The organism is Pseudomonas sp. efr-133-TYG-23, from assembly GCF_030209215.1.
GTDB classification, from domain to species: domain Bacteria; phylum Pseudomonadota; class Gammaproteobacteria; order Pseudomonadales; family Pseudomonadaceae; genus Aquipseudomonas; species Aquipseudomonas rhodesiae.
This window is the reverse complement of the sequence record NZ_JARVSL010000002.1, coordinates 225,598-245,865: the sequence shown is the minus strand read 5'-3', so window position 1 is coordinate 245,865 and position 20,268 is coordinate 225,598. Positions and strand designations below refer to the sequence as shown.

Below are 20,268 nucleotides of genomic sequence, written 5' to 3'. Positions count from 1 at the left end.
GGGGGCAAGCCCCCTCCCACATTTTTTGCCTGCGGTGTACTTACAGGTCGCCGTAGCCGAGGGAGCGCAACGCACGCTCGTCATCGGACCAACCGCCTTTCACCTTCACCCACAGGTTGAGCATGATCTTGGAATCGAACAGCAATTCCATATCCTTGCGCGCCTCGGTGCCGATGCGCTTGATGCGCTCGCCCTTGTCGCCAATGATGATTTTCTTCTGGCCGTCGCGCTCGACCAGAATCAGCGCATGGATATGCAAGGTCTTGCCCTGCTGCTTGAACTCTTCGATTTCGACGGTGATCTGGTACGGCAGCTCGGCGCCCATCTGGCGCATGATTTTCTCACGCACCAGTTCGGCGGCGAGGAAACGGCTGCTGCGGTCGGTGATCTGGTCTTCCGGGAAGAAGTGTTCGTTCTCCGGCAGGTGCTCGGCGATCACGCGCTCCAGGGCATCGAGGTTGTGGCCGTGCTGGGCGGAAATCGGGATGATCTGGGCGTTCGGCAGTTGTTCCTGCAGCCAGCTCAGGTGCGGCATCAGCTCGGCTTTGTCTTCGATGCGGTCGGTCTTGTTCAGCGCGACGATCAACGGGCCGGTGACGTACTGCACGCGCTCCAGAACCATCTGGTCTTCATCGGTCCACTTGGTGCGGTCGACCACGAAGATCACCACGTCGACGTCTTTCAACGCGGCCGAAGCGGTCTTGTTCATATAGCGGTTAAGGGCTTTTTCGCCGCCTTTGTGCATGCCCGGGGTGTCGACGTAGACCGCTTGCACATTGCCTTCGGTCTTGATGCCCAGCATGTTGTGGCGGGTGGTCTGCGGCTTGCGCGAGGTAATCGCCAGCTTCTGCCCCAGGATGTGGTTGAGCAGCGTGGACTTGCCCACGTTGGGGCGGCCGACGATGGCAACATAGCCACAGCGTGTTGCGGTTGAATCAGTCATGGCCATTCTCCACGCCCAGGGCAATCAGTGCTGCAGCGGCCGCTACCTGTTCGGCAATACGACGGCTCACACCCTGACCTCGGCTTTTTTCGTTCAGTAAGGTGATTTCACATTCCACGAAGAACACGCGGCAATGGGGCTCACCCTGGATATCCACCACTTCGTAGCGGGGCAGTTCGCAGCCGCGCGATTGCAGGAATTCCTGCAGGCGGGTCTTGGGATCTTTGTTGGTATCGACCAGGGTCAGGCTTTCGATCTCGGAGGTCAGCCATGCGGTGACCCGCTCCTTGGCCGCTTCCATGCCCGCATCCAGGTAGATAGCGCCGATCAGCGCTTCGAGGGCATCGGCCAGGATCGATTCACGGCGAAACCCGCCGCTTTTCAATTCGCCGGAACCCAGGCGCAAGTACTCGCCCAGGCCGAAACCGCGAGCCAGTACGGCCAGGGTTTCGCCCTTGACCAGGCGTGCGCGCAGGCGCGATAGCTGGCCTTCACGGGCTTGGGGGAAGCGCTCGAAAAGGGCTTCACCGGCAACGAAATTGAGGATGGCATCACCGAGAAATTCCAGGCGCTCGTTATTGCGCCCTGCGAAGCTGCGGTGTGTGAGGGCAAGGACCATCAATTCCTGGTCCTTGAAGGTGTAGCCGAGCTGGCGCTCGAGACGACTGAGAGAAACGGTCACGGTTTATCCATAGTGAGTTGGTGGCACCGGCGGCCATCGACGATTGACGCAGTGTTCAAATTCAAATCCTGATGGGTGTTGCATGGGGCGCGAATTGTCCACGCCCCAGAAAAGCATTCGGCGCTGTGTTCACAGCGCCGCTTGTATTACTTGATCAGCCCGACCCGCGAGAAGTTCGGCAGGTGGCTGAGCTTGGGTTCCGGCCAACTCATCCAGACCGCGAAGGCCTTGCCGACGATATTCTGGTCGGGAACCATGCCCAGCAGCTCTTTGGGAATACTGGGGTCATCCCAGTAGCGGCTGTCATTGGAGTTGTCGCGGTTGTCGCCCATCATGAAATAGTGCCCGGCAGGCACTTTCCACTGGCCGTCAGGCTGGGCGCGATAGCGGCTCATCTCCTTACGGATCTCGTGCTCCACGGCACCGAGCTTCTCCTGATACAGCTCGGCGCTGCCCAGGCTGTTCGGTTCGGAACCGAGCAGTTTTTCGGCCACCGACTCACCGTTGATGAACAGGCGCTTGTCGCTGGTGTAACGGATCACATCGCCCGGCAGGCCAACCACACGCTTGATGTAGTTGACGTTCGGATCGCTTGGGTAGCGGAATACCATCACGTCGCCGCGCTGCGGGTCGCCGACTTCGATGACCTTCTTATCGATCACCGGCAGGCGGATCCCATAGGAAAACTTGTTCACCAGGATGAAGTCACCCACGTCCAAGGTAGGTTTCATCGACCCCGACGGGATCTGAAACGGCTCCACCAGGAACGAACGCAGCACCAGCACGATGAACAACACCGGGAAGAACGACTTGCCGTATTCAACCAGCAAAGGCTCTTTGTTCAGCTTCTCGATCACCACGCCATCGGGCTGGCTGACGCTGCCTTGATAGGACGCGATAGCCGCCCGCCGACGCGGGGCGAAGAACACCAGATCGAGCAACGCCAAGAGACCGCAGACGGCAACGGCGATGACCAGCAACAGCGGGAAATTTAGCGACATAGGACCTAACTATCCAACCTGAGCACCGCAAGGAAGGCTTCTTGTGGAACTTCCACGTTGCCCACTTGCTTCATGCGTTTTTTACCGGCCTTTTGCTTCTCAAGCAGCTTGCGCTTACGGCTTACGTCACCGCCGTAGCATTTGGCCAGTACGTTCTTTCTGAGTGCCTTGACGGAGGTTCGCGCAATGATCTGCCCGCCGATGGCGGCCTGGATCGCGACGTCGAACATCTGACGCGGAATCAGTTCTTTCATCTTCTCGGTCAACTGGCGACCTTTGTAATGCGCATTGTCCTTGTGCACGATCAGTGCCAAGGCATCGACCTTGTCGCCGTTGATCAGCACATCCAGTTTCACCAGATTAGCCGATTGGTAACGATCGAAATGGTAGTCCAGCGAAGCATAGCCGCGACTGGTGGACTTGAGACGGTCGAAGAAGTCCAAGACCACTTCGTTCATCGGCATGTCGTAAGTCACTTGAACCTGAGTGCCGAGGAACAGCATGTCGCGCTGAACGCCACGCTTTTCGATACACAGGGTAATAACGTTGCCCAAATGCTCCTGCGGAACCAGGATATTGGCCCGCACGATAGGCTCGCGCATGTCTTCGATCGACGACAGATCCGGAAGCTTGGAGGGGTTGTCGACGTAAATCGTTTCACCGGTTTTGAGCAGCAGCTCGAAAATAACGGTAGGCGCGGTGGTGATCAGGTCCAGGTCGTATTCGCGCTCCAGGCGCTCCTGGATGATTTCCATGTGCAGCATGCCCAGGAACCCGCAGCGGAAGCCGAAGCCCAGGGCGTCGGAGCTTTCCGGGGTGTACTGCAACGACGAGTCGTTGAGGGTCAGCTTTTGCAGGGCTTCGCGGAAATCTTCGAAATCGTCGGAGCTGACCGGGAACAGACCGGCGTAGACCTGCGGCTGGATACGCTTGAAGCCTGGCAGCACGTCCACATCCGGAGTGGAGCTGAGCGTCAGGGTGTCACCCACCGGCGCGCCGTGGATGTCCTTGATACCGGCGATGATGAAGCCTACTTCACCGGCTTTAAGATCAACGGTCGCGGTGTGCTTGGGGTTGAAGACACCGACGCTGTCCACCAAGTGGATCTTGCCGGTGGACTTGACCAGGATCTTGTCGCCCTTCTTCACGCGGCCGTGGCGCACGCGGACCAGGGACACAACGCCCAGGTAGTTGTCGAACCAGGAGTCGATGATCAACGCTTGCAGCGGATCTTCGATGTTGCCGGTGGGGGCTGGAATGGTGTGGACCAGGCGTTCGAGCACTTCGTCGACACCCAGGCCGGTCTTGGCGCTGCAGGTGACCGCGTCGGTGGCGTCGATGCCGATGATCTTCTCGATCTCTTCCTTGACGCGCTCGGGCTCGGCCTGCGGCAGGTCGATCTTGTTCAGCACGGGCATGACTTCCAGGCCCTGTTCGATCGCGGTGTAGCAGTTGGCGACCGATTGCGCTTCCACGCCCTGGCCGGCGTCGACCACCAGCAAGGCACCTTCACAGGCCGCCAGGGACCGGCTGACTTCGTAGGTGAAGTCAACGTGGCCGGGGGTGTCAATGAAGTTCAGTTGGTAAGTGATGCCGTCTTTGGCCTTGTAGTACAGCGTGACGCTGTGGGCCTTGATGGTGATCCCGCGTTCGCGCTCGAGGTCCATGGAGTCCAGGACCTGGGCTTCCATCTCACGCTCGGCGAGGCCGCCGCACATCTGGATGAATCGATCGGCCAGCGTCGACTTGCCATGGTCAATGTGGGCGATGATGGAGAAATTGCGGATATGACTCAAATCACTCACGGATCAACACTCAAAAAGGCTGCAGGCAGATTGCCCGCTGAAAAATAGCCGGGAATTGTACCTGATGCTCAGGCCAGGCGTCATCTTTGCTGACCAGAACAAAAATGCCCCGATCTCTCGACCGGGGCATTTTTTGTTCATAAGCGCGCGATCAACCGGCGCGGCGCAGCAGCCAGAACCCGGCCAAAGCGCAGATGGCGGTCGGCACCAGCACCGCAAATAGCGGCGAGAAGCCAAACACCAGGCTCGACGGGCCGAGCAGATCCTGGGCAATCCGGAAGGTGAACCCCACCAGTACGCCGGTGAACACCCGCTGGCCCAGGGTCACGGAGCGCAGCGGCCCGAAGATGAATGAGATCGCCATCAACACCAGCGCGGCAGTCACCACCGGCTGCAACACTTTGACCCAGAATGCCAGCCAATAACGGCCATTATTCAGGCCCTGGTCCTTGAGATAGTGGATATAGCTCCACAGACCGGAGATCGGCAGGCTTTCCGGGATCATCACCACGGTGCTGAGCAGTTCCGGCTTGAGGGCGATGTCCCACGCTTCGCTCGGTACGTTGATCACTTCGGTGCTGGCCTTGGTGCCCTGGCCGGGATTGCGGAAATAAGTGGTGGTGACATCGCTCAGTTGCCATTTTTCCGCGTCGTACTGCGCACGTTTGGCGAAACTGGACGACAATATATGACGTTCTTTATCGAAGGTGTAGCGCGTCACCCCGATCAACAAGCCGCCAGGCTGCACGGCGTTGATGTGGATGAACTCGTCACCCTGACGGTGCCACAGGCCATGCTTGGCGCTCTGCGCGTCACCCGAACCCTGGGCCAGGGCGCGATTGGCCTGGGCCGTGGACTCAGCCGGCGGCGCGATGTACTCGCCGATCAGCACGCTGCAGAGCATCAGCAGCAACATGGGCTTCATGACCGCCCATACGATCCGGCCGATGGAGACCCCGGCGGCACGCATGATGGTCAGCTCACTGTTGCTGGCCAGGCTGCCCAGGCCGATCAGGCAACCGATCAGCGCGGCCATCGGCATCATGTCGTACAGGCGGCGCGGAGCGGTCAGCGCCACGTAGCTCAGCACGTCGGTGACGGTGTAGGTGTCGCTGACGTTGCCCACTTCATCGATGAAGGCAAACAACGAGGCCAGGCCCAGGATGATGCCCAGTACCGCCAGGATGGCGATGAGTACGCTGCTACCAATGTAGCGATCGAGCTTAGCCACGAGCCAACTCCTTCTGGCCACGACGGCTCTTCATCTTCAAGCGTATAGGTTCCCAATAAAGCAGCCCCAGGCCGATCACCAGGAAAATCCCGTGTACCCACCACAGGCCCAGGACCGGCGACAGCTTGCCTTTTTCCAGGGAACCGCGGGCGGAAATCAGGATGGTGAGGTAAGCCATGTACAGCAGAATCGCCGGCAACAACTTGAGGAAACGGCCTTGGCGCGGGTTGACGCGCGACAGCGGCACCGCCATCAAGGTCACGATAAACACCAGCAGCGGCAAGGAAATACGCCATTGCAGCTCAGCGATGGAACGCAGTTCCTGGCTGCCGATCAATTGCGCGGTGGGGATGGCATCGCGGTCGGTGACTTCATCACTGACTTCCGGACGGGCCAGCATCACGCCGTACGTGTCGTACTTGATGGCCCGGTAATCGGCCTGGCCCGGGCTGCCGTCATAGCGGTAGCCGTTTTCCAGGATCAGGTAGCGGCTGCCATCGGGGCGTACTTCCTGACGGCCCGAATCGGCCACCAGCACAGAAATGCCACGGTCCTTCTTGTCCTGGCCCAGGCGCTTCTCGGAGATGAATACGCCGCCCAGGTTGGCGCGGTCTTCGGTCATGGTCTCGGTGTAGGTCACCCGAGTGCCGTCGCTGAGGGCCTGGAAGCGGCCGGGTTCGAGGGTATCGAACTCGGTCATCGCGTCCTGCTTGTTCAGCACCAACTGAAATTGCATGGCGCCCTGGGGAGCCAGGCTCAGGCTCAGCCAGGCGACGATCAGGGCGATGCCGGCGGCTGGGATCATGGTCATGCCCAGCAGGCGCTGCTGGCTCATGCCGGTAGCCGACAGCACGGTCATTTCGCTTTCAAGGTACAGACGACCGTAGGCCAGCAGAATGCCCAGGAACAGGCCCAACGGCAGGATCAGTTGCAGGAACCCTGGCAGACGAAAGCCCATGATCAGGAACAGCGAACCTGGGTCGAGCGCGCCGGAAGCGGCCTGAGCCAGGTATTTGACGAAACGACCACTCATGATGATGACCAGCAGCACCGCACTCACGGCACTCAGGGTCAACAGGACTTCGCGGGACAGATAACGGAAGACAATCAAACCAGACACTCCAGGGTTGTCAGGCTAAGGCGGCCAAACAAGCAAGCATACCGAGTCAGCCCCTTTTACACAGGGCCGGCTAAAAAGATGGCGCATTATCCTGTGATTGACCGCGCCTGTCACTGCGCAACCTCATGCACACGCACAAAGCGTGCGCCAAGGGTTGTCAGGCTCTGCCGGCGAGGTTCAAACTGCGGCCTTTGTCGCGGGTGGTTGACACGACTGCCACGCTTTAAAGCCTGGGTACAAACGCCAGGCTCATAGACCTTTATAAGGGACCCGAACATGGAATTGGTTGTAAAAAGCGTTAGCCCCGAAACGTTGAAGACCGCCACCCTCGTGGTCGCCATCGGCGAAGGCCGCAAGCTCGGCGTCGCCGCCAAGCAGCTCGATGAAGTGAGCGGCGGCGCCATCAGCGCGGTGCTCAAGCGCGGCGACCTGGCCGGCAAAGTGGGTCAGAGCCTGCTGCTGCAAAGCCTGCCCAACCTCAAGGCCGACCGCGTATTGCTGGTGGGCGTGGGTAAGGACGACGAGTTGGGCGACCGCCCGTTCCGCAAGATCATCAGCGGCATCCTCAGCACCCTCAAAGGCCTGGGCGGCAGCGATGCAACGCTGGCGCTGGATGAAATCGTCGTCAAGGGCCGTGACAGCTACGGCAAGACCCGTCTGCTGGCCGAATCCCTGGTGGACGGCGGCTACGTGTTCGACCAGTTCAAGAGCCAGAAAGCCGAACCCCGCGCCCTGAAAAAAATCACCCTGCTGACCATCAAGGCCGCCCAGGCTGAAGTGACCCGCGCCGTGACCCACGCCCAAGCCATCGCCAACGGCATGTCGTTCACCCGCGACCTGGGCAACCTGCCGCCGAACATCTGCCACCCGACCTACCTGGGCGAGCAAGCCAAGGCGTTGGGCAAGGAATTCAAAGGCCTGAAGGTTGAAGTACTGGACGAGAAGAAGATCAAGGACCTGGGCATGGGCTCGTTCTATGCCGTGGGCCAGGGCAGCGACCAGCCGCCTCGCCTGATCGTGATGCAATACAACGGCGGCAAGAAGTCCGAGAAGCCTTACGCCCTGGTGGGTAAAGGCATCACCTTCGACACCGGCGGCATCAGCCTCAAGCCTGGCGCCGGCATGGACGAGATGAAGTACGACATGGGCGGTGCCGCCAGCGTGTTCGGCACTCTGCGTGCCGTGCTGGAACTCAAGCTGCCGATCAACCTGGTGTGCATCCTGGCCTGTGCCGAGAACATGCCGAGCGGCGGTGCTTCGCGCCCAGGCGATATCGTGACGACCATGAGCGGCCAGACCGTGGAAATTCTCAACACCGACGCCGAAGGCCGTCTGGTGCTGTGCGACGCCCTGACCTACGCCGAGCGCTTCAAGCCACAGGCCGTGATCGACATCGCCACCCTGACCGGCGCCTGCATCGTTGCCCTGGGTTCCCACACTTCGGGCCTGCTGGGCAACAACGACGAGCTGATCGAGCAACTGCTCAGCGCCGGCAAGGCTGCCGACGACCGCGCCTGGCAACTGCCGCTGTTCGACGAGTACCAGGAACAACTGGACAGCCCATTCGCCGACATCGCCAACATCGGCGGGCCGAAGGCCGGCACCATCACTGCGGCGTGCTTCCTGTCGCGCTTCGCCAAGAACTTCAACTGGGCTCACTTGGACATCGCCGGCACCGCCTGGACCAGTGGCGGCAAAGACAAGGGCGCCACCGGCCGCCCGGTTCCGTTGCTGACGCAGTACCTGCTGGATCGCGCCAAAGCCTAAACAGTGCCCGTCCCGCCCTTGCGTCTATAAAGGGTGGGACGGGACGTTGCAGGAACCCACATGCCCCAAGTCGACTTCTATATATTGCCCAGCGCCGATCCCCTCGCGCGCCTGGACTTCGCCTGCAAACTCACGGAAAAAGCCTGGCGCATGGGCCATCGCATTTACCTGCATTGCAGCGATGCCGCCCAACGCGAGGAGCTCGATGCCCGTCTGTGGCGTTTCAAGGGTGAAAGCTTTGTACCCCATGGCCCCGCAGAAACCGAACCCGAAGGGCTGGTGGTACTGGGTTTGGGCGACAGCTGCGGCGCGCATCACGACCTGCTGGTCAACCTGGACCTGAAAGTACCGCCCTTTGCCCAGGCATTCGCCCGCGTGGCGGAGGTGGTGGTGGAAGATCCGGCTATTCGTCAGGCTGCGCGGGAGAGTTTCCGTTTCTACCGCGAACAGGGCTATCCTTTGCAAGATCACCGGCTACAACGACTTTGAGCACACGATGGACACTTTCAACCCGTTAAAAAAAGATGACCACCTGCTGGACGACCTTGAGTCGATCCGTCAGTTGCTGGGTGATGAAGGTTTGCAACCGCCACTGCTGACCGAGGCGGTCACAGGCGAGGTACAGATTCCGCTGTTGTTCGACATGGTCGGCGGCAAACCTGCCGTGCCTGAACCCGTCGCGCCAGCCCCCGTTGCGCAACCCGCTACCGCCACTGAAAAAACCCCCGACGCCTTGCTGCTGCACCTGGACAACGAACTGCGTGCCGCCGCACAACTGATCATGCAAGACGTGATCGACGACTTTGCCCCGCATATCGAAACCGAGATCAAACGTCGGTTGGATGCGCGGATGGAGCGGCTGATCGCCGCTGCTACAAACAACTAACCACAAGCCGCAAGTTAAAGCACTGCACTCCACTTGCAGCTTGTGGCTTATAGCTTGCAACTGCTTCACACCGCTATACTTGCCGGCTTTCCTGAATTAATGCCAACTAGGGTCCCGCCGCGCATGGATAAGACCTACCAGCCCCACGCTATCGAAACTTCCTGGTACCAGACCTGGGAGTCCGAGAATTATTTCGCCCCACAAGGTGCGGGCGAGTCCTACACCATCATGATTCCGCCACCGAACGTCACTGGCAGCCTGCACATGGGCCATGGCTTCAACAATGCGATCATGGATGCGTTGATCCGTTTCCGCCGCATGCAGGGCCGCAACACCCTGTGGCAACCGGGCACCGACCACGCCGGTATCGCCACCCAGATGCTGGTGGAACGCCAACTCGAAGCCACCGGCCAAAGTCGCCATGATCTGGGCCGTGAGAAATTCCTGGAAAAAATCTGGGAATGGAAGGATCAGTCCGGCGGCAATATCAGCCGTCAGATCCGTCGCCTGGGCTCGTCCGTCGACTGGAGCCGCGAGCGCTTCACCATGGACGACGGCCTGTCCGAAGCGGTCAAAGAGGCTTTCGTGCGCCTGCACGAAGACGGCCTGATCTACCGCGGCAAACGCCTGGTCAACTGGGACACCAAGCTGCACACGGCGATTTCCGACCTCGAAGTGGAAAACCACGACGAGAAAGGCTTCCTGTGGAATCTCAAGTACCCACTGGCCGACGGCGCCAAGACCGCCGAAGGCAACGACTACCTGATCGTCGCCACCACCCGCCCGGAAACCATGCTCGGCGATGCCGCCGTCGCGGTTAACCCGAACGACGCGCGCTACCAGGCGCTGATCGGCAAGTTCGTCGAACTGCCATTGGTCGGCCGCCGCATCCCGATCATCGCGGACGATTACTGCGACCCTGAATTCGGCACCGGCTGCGTGAAAATCACCCCGGCCCACGACTTCAACGACTACGAAGTGGGCAAGCGCCACAACCTGCCGTTGCTCAACATCTTCGACAAGAACGCCACTGTCTTGCCGGCCTGCCAGGTGTTCAACCTGGACGGCACCCTCAATGACAGCGTCGACGGCAAGATCCCGGCTGAATTCGCTGGCCTCGACCGCTTCGAAGCACGCAAGCAGATCGTGGCCGCCTTCGACGCCGCCGGCCTGCTGGTCAGCGTTGACGACCATGGCCTTAAGGTGCCGAAGGGCGACCGTTCCGGCACCGTGATCGAGCCTTGGCTGACCGATCAGTGGTACGTGTCCACCAAACCGCTGGCCGAGCCCGCTATCGCCGCCGTGGAAGACGGCCGTATCCAGTTCGTACCTAAGCAGTACGAAAACATGTACTTCTCGTGGATGCGTGACATCCAGGACTGGTGCATCAGCCGCCAACTGTGGTGGGGCCACCGCATTCCGGCCTGGTACGACGAGTCGGGCAAGGTCTACGTAGGCCGCGACGAAGCCGAAGTGCGCGCCAAGCACAACCTCGGTGCCGACGTTGCGCTGCAACAGGACAACGACGTACTGGACACCTGGTTCAGTTCGGGCCTGTGGACCTTCTCCACCCTGGGTTGGCCGCAGCAGACCGAGTTCCTGAAGAAATTCCACTCAACCGACGTGCTGGTCACCGGTTTTGACATCATTTTCTTCTGGGTCGCCCGGATGATCATGCTGACCATGCACTTGGTGAAGAACGAAGACGGCACGCCGCAAGTGCCGTTCAAGACCGTGTACGTACACGGCCTGGTGCGCGATGGCCAGGGCCAGAAGATGTCCAAGTCCAAAGGCAACGTCCTGGACCCGCTGGACATCATTGATGGCATCGACCTGGAAACCCTGGTGCAGAAACGCACCTCGGGCCTGATGCAGCCGAAACTGGCGAAGAAGATCGAGAAGCAGACCCGCGATGAATTCGCCGATGGCATTGCCAGCTACGGCACCGACGCCCTGCGCTTTACCTTCTGCTCGCTGGCGTCCACCGGTCGCGACATCAAGTTCGACATGGGCCGCGTCGAAGGCTATCGCAACTTCTGCAACAAGATCTGGAACGCCGCGCGCTACGTCCTGGACAAGGGCGAAGACTGCGGCCAGAACGGCGAAGCCTACGAGCTGAGCCTGGCGGACCGCTGGATCATCTCGCAGTTGCAGCGCACCGAAGCCGAGGTGACTCGCCAGCTCGATCAGTTCCGTTTCGACCTGGCGGCCCAGGCGTTGTACGAGTTCATCTGGAACCAGTATTGCGACTGGTACCTGGAGCTGTCCAAGCCGGTCCTGTGGGACGAAAACGCGCCGGTCGAACGTCAGCGCGGCACCCGCCGTACCCTGGTGCGCGTGCTGGAAGTGGCGCTGCGCCTGGCCCACCCGTTCATGCCGTTCATCACCGAAGAAATCTGGCAGCGCCTGGCGCCACTGGCGGGTATCGAAGGCAAGACCATCATGTTGCAACCTTGGCCGGTGGCCAATGAAGCCCGCATCGATGAAGCGGCCGAAAGCGATATCGAATGGCTCAAGACCCTGATGCTCGGCACGCGCAACATCCGCGCCGAGATGAACATCGGTCCGGGCAAACCACTGGCGGTGTTCGTTAAGAACGCCAGCGTTGAGGATCAGCGTCGCCTGAGCGAAAACGATGCACTGCTCAAGAAGCTGGCCAAGCTGGAGTCGATCACCGTATTGGCTGCCGATGCCGAAGCACCGCTGTCCGCCACCGCACTGGTCGGCGACATGGAAGTGCTGGTGCCAATGGCTGGGTTGATCGACAAGGGCGCGGAACTGGCCCGTCTCGACAAAGAAATCGCACGCCTGCAAGGCGAAGTGCAGCGAGTGGGCGGCAAGCTGTCCAACGCGGCATTCGTTGACAAGGCCCCGGCCGAAGTGATCGAGAAAGAACGCGCCAAGCTGGCCGAGGCTGAACAGGCCCTGGGCAAACTGGCGGAGCAGCATGCGCGGATTTCCAGCCTCTAAGGCTTGGTTCGCGTCGAGAAAGAGACCTTCGGGTCTCTTTTTTTGCCTGCATTTTCCCAATCCCTTGCTGGCAGCACTGCCACCGCCCCTCCCACATTTGACCAAGCTTTCCTCGGGAATGTGTGACAATGGCCGCCACTTTGAGCCAACACCAGAATCATCATGACCGCCCCCACTACGCCCAAACCTCCGCGCAAGAAGCCTAAATCCGCCGCCCCAGCCAAGCCCGTGGTGCCGCGCAAAGAGGCGACTCTGCACCCGCGCAACCGCCACACGGGCCGTTACGACTTCCCGGCGTTGATCAAGACCACGCCCGAACTGGCGCAATTCGTGATCACCAACCCCTATGGCAAAGAAAGCATCGACTTTGCCAGCCCGGATGCGGTGCGGGTGTTCAATCGCGCGTTGCTCAAGGCTTTCTACGGTATCCAGCATTGGGATATCCCAGCGGATTACCTCTGCCCGCCGGTACCGGGGCGTGCCGATTACGTGCATTTCCTCGCCGATCTGCTGGCCAGTGTCAACGACGGCAAGATCCCACGCGGCTCGATCGTCAAGGTGCTGGATATTGGCATGGGCGCCAACTGCGTCTACCCGCTGATTGGCTATATGGAGTACCGCTGGAACTTCCTCGGCTCGGAGGTCGACCCGATTGCCGTGGCCGCCGCCAAGGCCATCGTGCAGTCCAACGACCTGAGCAAGGTCATCCAGCTGCGCCAGCAGACCAACCCCAAGCAGATCCTGCTGGGCCTGCTGGAGCCGGGCGAGCGCTTTGACCTGACCATGTGCAATCCGCCGTTCCACGCGTCCATGGACGAAGCCACCAAGGGCAGCGAACGCAAGTGGCGCGCCCTGGGCAAGGCCGATCCCAAGCGTAAGTTGCCGGTACTGAACTTCGGCGGCCAGTCGGCCGAGCTGTGGTGTGAGGGCGGCGAGGCGCGGTTCGTGACGCAACTGATCGCCGAGAGCGCGCACTTTGCCCACAAGGTGTTGTGGTTCAGCACCCTGGTGTCGAAAGCGTCGAACCTGCCCGCCATCGAGACCGCGCTGAAAAAAGCCGGCGCGCTGGAGAGCCAGGTGGTGGAGATGTCCCAAGGCCAGAAACACAGCCGCTTCGTCGCCTGGACCTTCCAGACCAAGAACGAGCAGCAGATCTGGCGGACATCTCGATGGATGAGATAAACAATTGAGGATGACGCTAAGTTCACAGTGCCCGCGATAAATTTATTAAATGCGCCCTGCCCGGATCAAACGTTATTGATCGATAGGGCGCACTTGATAAATTCAAGAGAGGTTGCACAGTTGGCCGCCTACTGAAAGCAGCTCAATACCCACTGTTGTAGGTTTTGAGTGAAACTCAGTACCGCTCGCGTCGGTATACGAGTAACTCAGTGTCAATTCACCACGCCGCACTGGAGCGAGTAGCTCATTATAAGGTTTGAGGAATGTACGGCCATCGTGACCGGGCGTTACACTTAACATTACTTTTACGTCGGTCCCTCCTGAGGTCGAATCTGCAGTGGCATGCCAGTGAAATTTCATGTTCTGACTGATGCTGGGCACACGCACCCAGATACCATGAGCCGTATGTTCTTTTTTTATACTCTCACAGGTAATAGCGCCATTAACTAAGTAGAGAATTTCCGGGGCAGGTAACTTATCGGCGGACATGATGACCTCGCAATAAATAAGAGTTAATCGGCCCCCTCATATTTCGTGGGGCGTTGCTCCAAGGTTTTAGCCTAGGCAGCTTCGCTATTAACCTTGTTTGTCTTTCACCTCGCAACTGTCAACTTTGACAGTGGTGAACCTTCAAAAATCTGCTAAAGCGCTCCTGAAAACGCCACGATCCACGGTTATCAACCCCAAGGTATGCCGCCCACCGATTATGCTTTTCGACAGGCAACAAAAAACCGTGCCCGGATCGCTCCGAAGCACGGTTTTTTTTGCTGCGTCTTACTTGTTAACAGCGTCGGTCAGGCCTTTGGCCACAACCAGCTTGATAACTTTCTTGGCAGCGATTTCGATGGCAGCGCCAGTCGAAGGGTTACGGCCAGTACGGGCAGGACGCTCGGTCACTTTCAGTTTGCCAACGCCTGGCAGAGTGATTTCGCCGCCGTTTTCCAGCTGATCGGCAACAACCTGGCTCAGTTGGTCCAGCAGAGCGCGCACGGTGGTTTTCGGTGCGTCTACTGCTTCAGCCAGGTCAGCGATCAGTTGGTCTTTAGTAATAGCCATTGTGGTGTTCCTTCCCTATCAAATTCATATGGATTGCAGAGTGCAGTGTCAGCCGTCGAGCCCGACCGTCTAGGTCTGGCACCCCAGGCTATAACCGCGGAGATCGGGGTTATAGATGCTTGAAACGGGGATTGGTTCGACCTGACAAATGCTGAATGCACGCTTATCGCCGAGACTTGGCGTAAGACCGGGCAAAACTAGCACAGAGACGGGGAAATATCCGCTTCTACCTACCCATTTGGTCAGCTTTATCGCTCTAAACCGTGAAAAAAAGGCATATGCCCCGTCGGACGGTGTGCAAAACCCCCTTCGAGGCGTGTCTTGGCCAATGGGTGCGGTACACTGGGCAACTTTTCGGGGAGGCCAACCGCTCCCCTTCAACCAGCCGAGAAGCCTATGCCGATCCGTCATTGCATCGTCCACCTGATCGACAAAAAACCCGACGGCACACCTGCGGTTCTCCATGCCCGCGACTCCGAGCTTGCCGAGTCCGCCGCCATCGAAAACATGCTCGCCGACCTCAACGAGAGCTATAACGCCAAACAAGGCAAGGCCTGGGGTTTCTTCCATGCCGAGTCCGGCGCGCACCCTTTCAGCGGCTGGTTGAAGGAGTATTTCGATGGTGGCCAGGACTTCACCACGTTCAGCCGCACGGCGGTCGAGCACCTGCAGAAGCTGATGGAAGAATCCAACCTCTCCACCGGCGGCCATGTGCTGTTTGCCCACTACCAGCAAGGTATGACCGACTACCTGGCCATCGCCCTGCTGCACCACAGCGAAGGCGTGGCGGTGACCGACGAGCTGGACGTGACGCCCTCGCGCCATCTGGACCTGGGCCAGTTGCACCTGGCGGCGCGCATCAACGTGTCCGAGTGGCAGAACAACAAGCAGTCCAAGCAGTACATCTCGTTTATCAAAGGCAAGAACGGCAAGAAGGTCTCGGAGTACTTCCGCGACTTTATCGGCTGCCAGGAGGGCGTCGACGGCCCCGGCGAGACACGTACCCTGCTCAAGGCCTTCAGCGACTTTGTCGAGAGCGAAGATCTGCCGGACGAATCCGCTCGCGAGAAAACCAAGACCCTGGTGGATTACGCCAGCAGCCAGGCCAAACTCGGCGAGCCCATGGGCCTGGAAGAACTGTCCGGCCTGATCGATGAAGATCGGCCCAAGGCGTTCTACGACCACATCCGTAACAAGGATTACGGCCTGTCGCCGGAGATCCCGGCCGATAAACGTACCCTCAACCAGTTCCGCCGCTTCACCGGGCGCGCCGAGGGCTTGTCCATCAGTTTTGAAGCGCACCTGCTGGGCGACAAGATCGAGTATGACGAAGCCGCCGGCACCTTGATCATCAAGGGCCTGCCCACCCAACTGACCGACCAGCTCAAGCGCCGCAACTGATGCTCGGCGGGGTGTTCAAGAAAGTCCTGCTGGTGTTGCTGGTGGTGGTGGTCTTTCAGAACTGGGGCAAGATCGAGCGAGTGTTCAACCCGTCCCAGGTGGTGTCCGAGCAGGTTCGCGCCAATGCGCGCGTGGTGCTCTACACCACCGAATGGTGCGGCTACTGCAAGCAGATTCGCCGCTTCCTGGACCAGAAAGGCATTCCCTATCAGCAATTCGATATCGAAAAAGACGCCCAGGCGCGCAAGGCGTACGAGGCGCTGGGCGGCGGCGGGATTCCGTTTGTGGACGTCAATGGCACGCTGATTCGCGACTACCGGCCCGAACAGATCATGGCGGCGTTGAAATAATCAGCGCACCACGATCAGCCGTCCCAACAGGTTGTGTTGCTCGAAGCCCAGCACCGCCTGCAACGCATTCAGCACTGCCTGTGGATCTTTGCTCGGGAAACTGCCGCTGACGCGCTTGGCGCCCATCACGTCGTTTAGCAACAGGATGCGGCCTGGGTAGTAACGTCCAAGGTCCTCGACCACGTCGGCCAACGGCGCTTTGTAGTAATTGAGCCAACCATCGCGCCAAGCCAGGCGCGATGCGCTGTCGACGGCATGCAGGGGCTGGGCGATGCCATCGGCATAAGCGATCTGCTGGCCGGCGGTCAGTACCTGTTGCCGGCCTTGTTTCGACGCTGTCACCCCAACACGCCCAGCCAACACCGTCACCTGCGCGCCCGCCGGTTGCAGACGCACTTCAAATTGCGTGCCGAGCACCCGTGCTTCACCGCTGCCCGCCTCCACCACAAACGGCTCACCGGTGTGGCTCACGCTGAAAAAGCCGGCGCCACGCCGCAACTGGATATGCCGCTCGCCGTGGGTGAAATCCACCGCGATGGCGCTGTCGGCATCCAGGGTCACTTGAGTGTTATCCGCCAGGGTCACAGTCTTGACCTCCCCCGGCGCGCTCACATAGTCGGCCCCGAAGTCATCGACCCAGCGCGACGGCTGCCAGCCGGCGCCCATCGAAATCATCAGCAGCAGGCACGCGGCCATGGCCAGTGCGCCCGACCAACGCACCGCCCGCGAACGCTTCGAGCGGTTCATCGCATCAAGGTAGCCCTGCAGCGCTTGGGCCTCTTCATTCGCAAGCTGGCGTGCGGGCACTTCGCTCAACTCCCACAGCACTTGGGCCTGGGCATAGGCTTCGACGTGGGCCGGGTCGGCGCGCAACCAGCGGCTGAACGTGGCCTGATCGCCGCTGCTGGGCTGGTCGTGCAGCAGGCTCAGCCAGGCCAGGGCGGCTTTTTCCTGGTCGGGCGTGGGGGTGAGGTTCACGGTGCTTTCCCTGGCGTGCGTGGGGTCGATGGCTCGCGAAGGCTGGCCTTGCAGGCTTCGAGGGCACGCATCATATGTTTTTCCACGGCACTTTGGGACAACCCCATGGCCTTGGCGATATCAGCGTATTTGCGCCCGTGGATACGGTTGAGCAGAAAGATGTGCCGGGTGCGCTCGGGCAGGCTGCGCAGGGCCGCTTCGACATGCCGCAGATCATTGCCCGCTTCCAGCGCCGCCTGGGGTTCGCAGCCCTGGTGGTCATGCTGTTCCGGCAGCCAGCCTTCATTGCTACGCACCCGCGCCCCTTCGCTACGCAGGTGATCGATGGCGATATTGCCCGCGCAACGCAACAGGTAGGTGCTGAGTTCTTCGACCTGCACCAGGGGCCGACGCCAGAAGCGTAGGAACAGGTCCTGCACCAAGTCCGCCGCGGTGGCGCGACAGCCCACGCGGCGATTCACCAGGGCTTCCATCTGTGAACGCTGAGATAGGAACACCTGCAAAAAATGCGCGCGTCCACCCTGCGCATCGGCCTGGGGCGGGTCCTGGGAATCCGGTGGGGTGCCGATCATCATGCAAAGACGCTCAGAGGGTGGCGAAGGCTGCAACGGGACTGGCCAGCAGGCCCACGCCCGCCAGGATCAAGGCCAGCCTTGGCCGATACGGCAATAACAGCACCAGCAGCAAAGCGCTGAGCATCAACACCGCGCACCACTCCACCAAGCCTTGAGCCCAGCCGGCGACTGCGACCGCCGGCGCTATCGACAGCGTCAGCAACAACCAGCCCGCCACACGTAAGCCCAGGCGCCGAGCGGGCGACGGTTTACTGCGCAGCAGTTCGCCATGGTGACGGTCGGTGGCCAGGCACAACGCGGTAAACCCGGCGTAACACATCAACAACGCGATCAACATTCAGTGGGCCTCGCGCTTGAGAGTCAAGGTTCGTGGGCGCTCTGGCTTGGCCGCCGGCGCGCTGCGACGCTGCATCTTGCGGGCGGCCCAAGCGAGGAACAGGCCGCTGGCCAGACACGTCAGGTCGAACCCGGCCATGGCCCAATCGCCGCTGGCCAGTGACACCCCCAGGTGATGGGAAGTGGTCAGTGCATTGAGCACCGGGATTGCCATAAACAGCAGTGCGGCGACGCTCAGTTGCTCGACCCAGCCCTGGCGGCCTCGGCGCAGGATCGCGTGCAGCAGGCTCAAGCCCCAAGCGATGAAGAACGCCTGCACCTCCCAACTGGAACGCTCGGCGAAGCTCACCGGCAGCAGCCGGTTGGCCCAGAAAAACGCCGCAATGGCGATCAACAGCCCGGACATGCTGGCGATGTTCAGCACTTCCACCAGACGCAGTTCAAACGGCATCCCATCGGTTTTGGCATGTTTGAGTTGCCGCTTACCCAGCCAGATCACCAGCCCGGTGCCGATCATGGCCGTGCCCGCCAGGCCACAAATAAAGTACAACCAGCGCAACACCGGCCCGGCGAAATGGCCCATGTGCAGACCGTAGAAACTGCCGCCGACCACCGCCGGCAACGATGGCTCGCCGCTGACCCGCAGCAGCTCGCCGGTGGTGCCGTTGAACGACACGGTGCTGCCAAAGTCATGCACCACGCTGTCGGAACCGGCGCGGAACACATTCACTGACGCATTCACATCGCTGGGATTATTCACCGCCACACGTCCGACATGGCCGCCCGCCCACTGCGCTCGCGCCTGTTCGTACATCGACGCCAACGGCAGCAAGCGGCCAGGCTGGCCGAGGGCCGGGGCGTTATCGGTGGCCGGGAATACTTCGCTGAAGAATGCCCGTGTGTCGTTGCCGTAGGAGGCCAGGATCGGCGCCGGCATCACCATGCTCATGAAAATCACCAGGCTGCTGTAGGTGATCATCAAATGGAACGGCAATACCAGCACACCCACGGCGTTATGCCCATCGAGCCAGGAACGTTGGCCTTTGCGCGGGCGGAAGGTGAAGAAGTCCTTGAAGATTTTTTTGTGGGTGATGATGCCGGTGATCAGCGCCACCAACATCACCATCGCGGCCAGGGTGGACAACCAGCGCCCCCACGGATGGGGCATTTGCAGTTGGAAGTGGAAACGATAGAAGAACTCGCCGCCCATGCTTTCCCGAGCCTGCACGGCGAGGCCGGTCAGCGGGTCGAGGGTTTTCTGTATGAAATTGCCGCGTTTGCCGGGGTCAACTTTGTCTTGCCACATCACCGAGAGGCCGGGGTCGCGGGCATCCGGCAGGTTGATAAACCAGCGCGCGGCGGTCGGGGCGTTTTCCTGCAAGTACTGTTGCGCCACATTCAGGCTGCGCACGTCGTCCAGCGGATGCGCCTGTACTTCGGGCTGCATCCAGTGGCTGATCTCTTCCTTGAAATAGGCCAGGGTGCCCGTCAGAAAAATCGCGAACAGCAGCCAGCCGAAGATCAACCCGGCCCAGGTGTGCAACCAGGCCATGGCCTGACGGAAGCCTTCTTTCATGTGCGCGCCATCCAAAAGCCCAGACCCGCCAGGGTGGCAAACACCGCACTGGGCAGCATCACGCCGAGCCAGGCGCGCATGGCGCTACGGCAGGCGAAGCACCAGAGCACGGCCAGCAGATAGAACACAAAGGAACTCATCATCCCGGTGATCACCGCGTCGGCACGAGAAGTCGGCAACCACAGCGCCAGGCAGATACTGGCCAGGGAGGCCATCAGGTAGCCGCCAATGACCGCCGCCAACACACGTGACGTGACGGCAAAGCGGTAAGCCAGAGGCAGTGAGGGTTTGCTTTTCATGGGAGGGCGCCAGGTTCGTCAGCGCGCAATATTAATGATAAATATTCTCATAAGCAAAACAGAACGGATGAATCACCTCCCCGTTGCGATTGCCGAACCCCGTTGCCGGC

The 20,268-nt window shown here is 60.4% G+C and carries 20 protein-coding genes; 7 read left to right on the top strand and 13 right to left on the bottom strand.

The genetic code is table 11. From position 1 onward, the window contains the following. Positions 1 to 40 precede the first annotated feature (40 nt). The 6 genes from era to lptF form a co-directional block, all read right to left on the bottom strand. The gene (gene era, locus QRN41_RS01840; RefSeq protein WP_016978271.1) at positions 41 to 943 is read right to left on the bottom strand and encodes a GTPase Era; all 903 of its coding nucleotides are present in this window, start codon (positions 941 to 943) and stop codon (positions 41 to 43) included. Further along, positions 936 to 1,625 carry a ribonuclease III gene (gene rnc, locus QRN41_RS01835; RefSeq protein ID WP_033902449.1) on the bottom strand — a complete coding sequence of 230 codons (690 nt, stop codon included), beginning with the start codon at positions 1,623 to 1,625 and terminating at the stop codon, positions 936 to 938. The genes era and rnc overlap by 8 nt, the downstream gene beginning before the upstream one ends. Positions 1,626 to 1,771: 146 nt before the next feature. Further along, positions 1,772 to 2,626 carry a signal peptidase I gene (gene lepB, locus QRN41_RS01830; protein ID WP_034137120.1) on the bottom strand — a complete coding sequence of 285 codons (855 nt, stop codon included), beginning with the start codon at positions 2,624 to 2,626 and terminating at the stop codon, positions 1,772 to 1,774. A gap of 5 nt (positions 2,627 to 2,631) precedes the next feature. Further along, positions 2,632 to 4,431, bottom strand: a complete 1,800-nt coding sequence (lepA, locus tag QRN41_RS01825; protein WP_034137119.1) for a translation elongation factor 4 — start codon at positions 4,429 to 4,431, stop codon at positions 2,632 to 2,634. A 151-nt stretch (positions 4,432 to 4,582) separates the two neighbouring features. Then, entirely contained in the window at positions 4,583 to 5,662 is a 1,080-nt protein-coding gene (lptG, locus tag QRN41_RS01820; protein ID WP_285421103.1) for an LPS export ABC transporter permease LptG, read from the bottom strand. Next, entirely contained in the window at positions 5,655 to 6,773 is a 1,119-nt protein-coding gene (gene lptF / locus QRN41_RS01815) for an LPS export ABC transporter permease LptF (RefSeq protein ID WP_034111890.1), read from the bottom strand. Before lptF ends, lptG begins: the two co-directional genes overlap by 8 nt. Positions 6,774 to 7,058: 285 nt before the next feature. Between lptF and QRN41_RS01810 the strand changes: the two genes are divergently transcribed. The 5 genes from QRN41_RS01810 (at position 7,059) to rlmF (ending at position 13,587) form a co-directional block, all read left to right on the top strand. Beyond that, complete coding sequence (locus QRN41_RS01810) at positions 7,059 to 8,549, top strand: leucyl aminopeptidase (protein WP_285421102.1); 1,491 nt, start codon at positions 7,059 to 7,061, stop codon at positions 8,547 to 8,549. Positions 8,550 to 8,609: 60 nt separating this feature from the next. Continuing rightward, positions 8,610 to 9,038, top strand: coding sequence for a DNA polymerase III subunit chi (locus QRN41_RS01805; protein ID WP_034137116.1), 429 nt, complete (start codon positions 8,610 to 8,612; stop codon positions 9,036 to 9,038). A 7-nt stretch (positions 9,039 to 9,045) separates the two neighbouring features. Further along, positions 9,046 to 9,435: a DNA polymerase III subunit chi gene (locus QRN41_RS01800; RefSeq protein WP_167417238.1), complete on the top strand. Its 390-nt coding sequence runs from the start codon at positions 9,046 to 9,048 to the stop codon at positions 9,433 to 9,435. A 123-nt stretch (positions 9,436 to 9,558) separates the two neighbouring features. Continuing rightward, a complete protein-coding gene (locus QRN41_RS01795) occupies positions 9,559 to 12,405 on the top strand; it encodes a valine--tRNA ligase (protein ID WP_285421101.1) in 2,847 nt (948 codons plus the stop codon). A gap of 162 nt (positions 12,406 to 12,567) precedes the next feature. After that, positions 12,568 to 13,587: a 23S rRNA (adenine(1618)-N(6))-methyltransferase RlmF gene (gene rlmF / locus QRN41_RS01790; RefSeq protein WP_285421100.1), complete on the top strand. Its 1,020-nt coding sequence runs from the start codon at positions 12,568 to 12,570 to the stop codon at positions 13,585 to 13,587. Between the two features lie 102 nt (positions 13,588 to 13,689). Here rlmF and QRN41_RS01785 read toward each other — a convergent pair whose 3' ends face one another. Next, positions 13,690 to 14,076: a hypothetical protein gene (locus tag QRN41_RS01785; protein WP_285421099.1), complete on the bottom strand. Its 387-nt coding sequence runs from the start codon at positions 14,074 to 14,076 to the stop codon at positions 13,690 to 13,692. A 285-nt stretch (positions 14,077 to 14,361) separates the two neighbouring features. Continuing rightward, positions 14,362 to 14,643: an HU family DNA-binding protein gene (locus QRN41_RS01780; protein ID WP_003188840.1), complete on the bottom strand. Its 282-nt coding sequence runs from the start codon at positions 14,641 to 14,643 to the stop codon at positions 14,362 to 14,364. Between the two features lie 396 nt (positions 14,644 to 15,039). Here QRN41_RS01780 and yejK point away from each other — a divergent pair, with 396 nt between their 5' ends. Beyond that, the gene (yejK, locus tag QRN41_RS01775; RefSeq protein WP_010212893.1) at positions 15,040 to 16,044 is read left to right on the top strand and encodes a nucleoid-associated protein YejK; all 1,005 of its coding nucleotides are present in this window, start codon (positions 15,040 to 15,042) and stop codon (positions 16,042 to 16,044) included. Beyond that, positions 16,044 to 16,394, top strand: coding sequence for a glutaredoxin family protein (locus QRN41_RS01770; protein ID WP_034137113.1), 351 nt, complete (start codon positions 16,044 to 16,046; stop codon positions 16,392 to 16,394). Before yejK ends, QRN41_RS01770 begins: the two co-directional genes overlap by 1 nt. On the opposite strand, the gene QRN41_RS01765 is transcribed toward QRN41_RS01770, so the two are convergent. The 5 genes from QRN41_RS01765 to QRN41_RS01745 are packed head-to-tail and all read right to left on the bottom strand — an operon-like array spanning position 16,395 to position 20,158. After that, on the bottom strand, positions 16,395 to 17,372 hold the full coding sequence (locus QRN41_RS01765) for a FecR family protein (RefSeq protein WP_285421098.1): 978 nt from the start codon (positions 17,370 to 17,372) through the stop codon (positions 16,395 to 16,397). Continuing rightward, positions 17,369 to 17,944, bottom strand: a complete 576-nt coding sequence (locus tag QRN41_RS01760; RefSeq protein WP_376782726.1) for an RNA polymerase sigma factor — start codon at positions 17,942 to 17,944, stop codon at positions 17,369 to 17,371. The genes QRN41_RS01765 and QRN41_RS01760 overlap by 4 nt, the downstream gene beginning before the upstream one ends. Positions 17,945 to 17,957: 13 nt before the next feature. After that, positions 17,958 to 18,284, bottom strand: coding sequence for a DUF3325 domain-containing protein (locus QRN41_RS01755; RefSeq protein ID WP_034137110.1), 327 nt, complete (start codon positions 18,282 to 18,284; stop codon positions 17,958 to 17,960). Beyond that, complete coding sequence (locus QRN41_RS01750) at positions 18,285 to 19,859, bottom strand: PepSY-associated TM helix domain-containing protein (RefSeq protein ID WP_034137109.1); 1,575 nt, start codon at positions 19,857 to 19,859, stop codon at positions 18,285 to 18,287. Then, complete coding sequence (locus QRN41_RS01745; RefSeq protein ID WP_034137108.1) at positions 19,856 to 20,158, bottom strand: DUF3649 domain-containing protein; 303 nt, start codon at positions 20,156 to 20,158, stop codon at positions 19,856 to 19,858. Before QRN41_RS01745 ends, QRN41_RS01750 begins: the two co-directional genes overlap by 4 nt. Positions 20,159 to 20,268 lie beyond the last annotated feature (110 nt).

Coding starts and splice junctions, on each gene's coding strand:
- era (WP_016978271.1), bottom strand. CDS start 943: ATGACTGATTCAACCGCAACACGCTGTGGCTATGTTGCCATCGTCGGC.
- yejK (WP_010212893.1), top strand. CDS start 15,040: ATGCCGATCCGTCATTGCATCGTCCACCTGATCGACAAAAAACCCGAC.
- QRN41_RS01800 (WP_167417238.1), top strand. CDS start 9,046: ATGGACACTTTCAACCCGTTAAAAAAAGATGACCACCTGCTGGACGAC.
- QRN41_RS01770 (WP_034137113.1), top strand. CDS start 16,044: ATGCTCGGCGGGGTGTTCAAGAAAGTCCTGCTGGTGTTGCTGGTGGTG.
- QRN41_RS01805 (WP_034137116.1), top strand. CDS start 8,610: ATGCCCCAAGTCGACTTCTATATATTGCCCAGCGCCGATCCCCTCGCG.
- rlmF (WP_285421100.1), top strand. CDS start 12,568: ATGACCGCCCCCACTACGCCCAAACCTCCGCGCAAGAAGCCTAAATCC.
- QRN41_RS01760 (WP_376782726.1), bottom strand. CDS start 17,944: ATGATCGGCACCCCACCGGATTCCCAGGACCCGCCCCAGGCCGATGCG.
- QRN41_RS01745 (WP_034137108.1), bottom strand. CDS start 20,158: ATGAAAAGCAAACCCTCACTGCCTCTGGCTTACCGCTTTGCCGTCACG.
- QRN41_RS01755 (WP_034137110.1), bottom strand. CDS start 18,284: ATGTTGATCGCGTTGTTGATGTGTTACGCCGGGTTTACCGCGTTGTGC.
- lepB (WP_034137120.1), bottom strand. CDS start 2,626: ATGTCGCTAAATTTCCCGCTGTTGCTGGTCATCGCCGTTGCCGTCTGC.
- QRN41_RS01750 (WP_034137109.1), bottom strand. CDS start 19,859: ATGAAAGAAGGCTTCCGTCAGGCCATGGCCTGGTTGCACACCTGGGCC.
- QRN41_RS01785 (WP_285421099.1), bottom strand. CDS start 14,076: ATGTCCGCCGATAAGTTACCTGCCCCGGAAATTCTCTACTTAGTTAAT.
- QRN41_RS01810 (WP_285421102.1), top strand. CDS start 7,059: ATGGAATTGGTTGTAAAAAGCGTTAGCCCCGAAACGTTGAAGACCGCC.
- QRN41_RS01795 (WP_285421101.1), top strand. CDS start 9,559: ATGGATAAGACCTACCAGCCCCACGCTATCGAAACTTCCTGGTACCAG.
- QRN41_RS01780 (WP_003188840.1), bottom strand. CDS start 14,643: ATGGCTATTACTAAAGACCAACTGATCGCTGACCTGGCTGAAGCAGTA.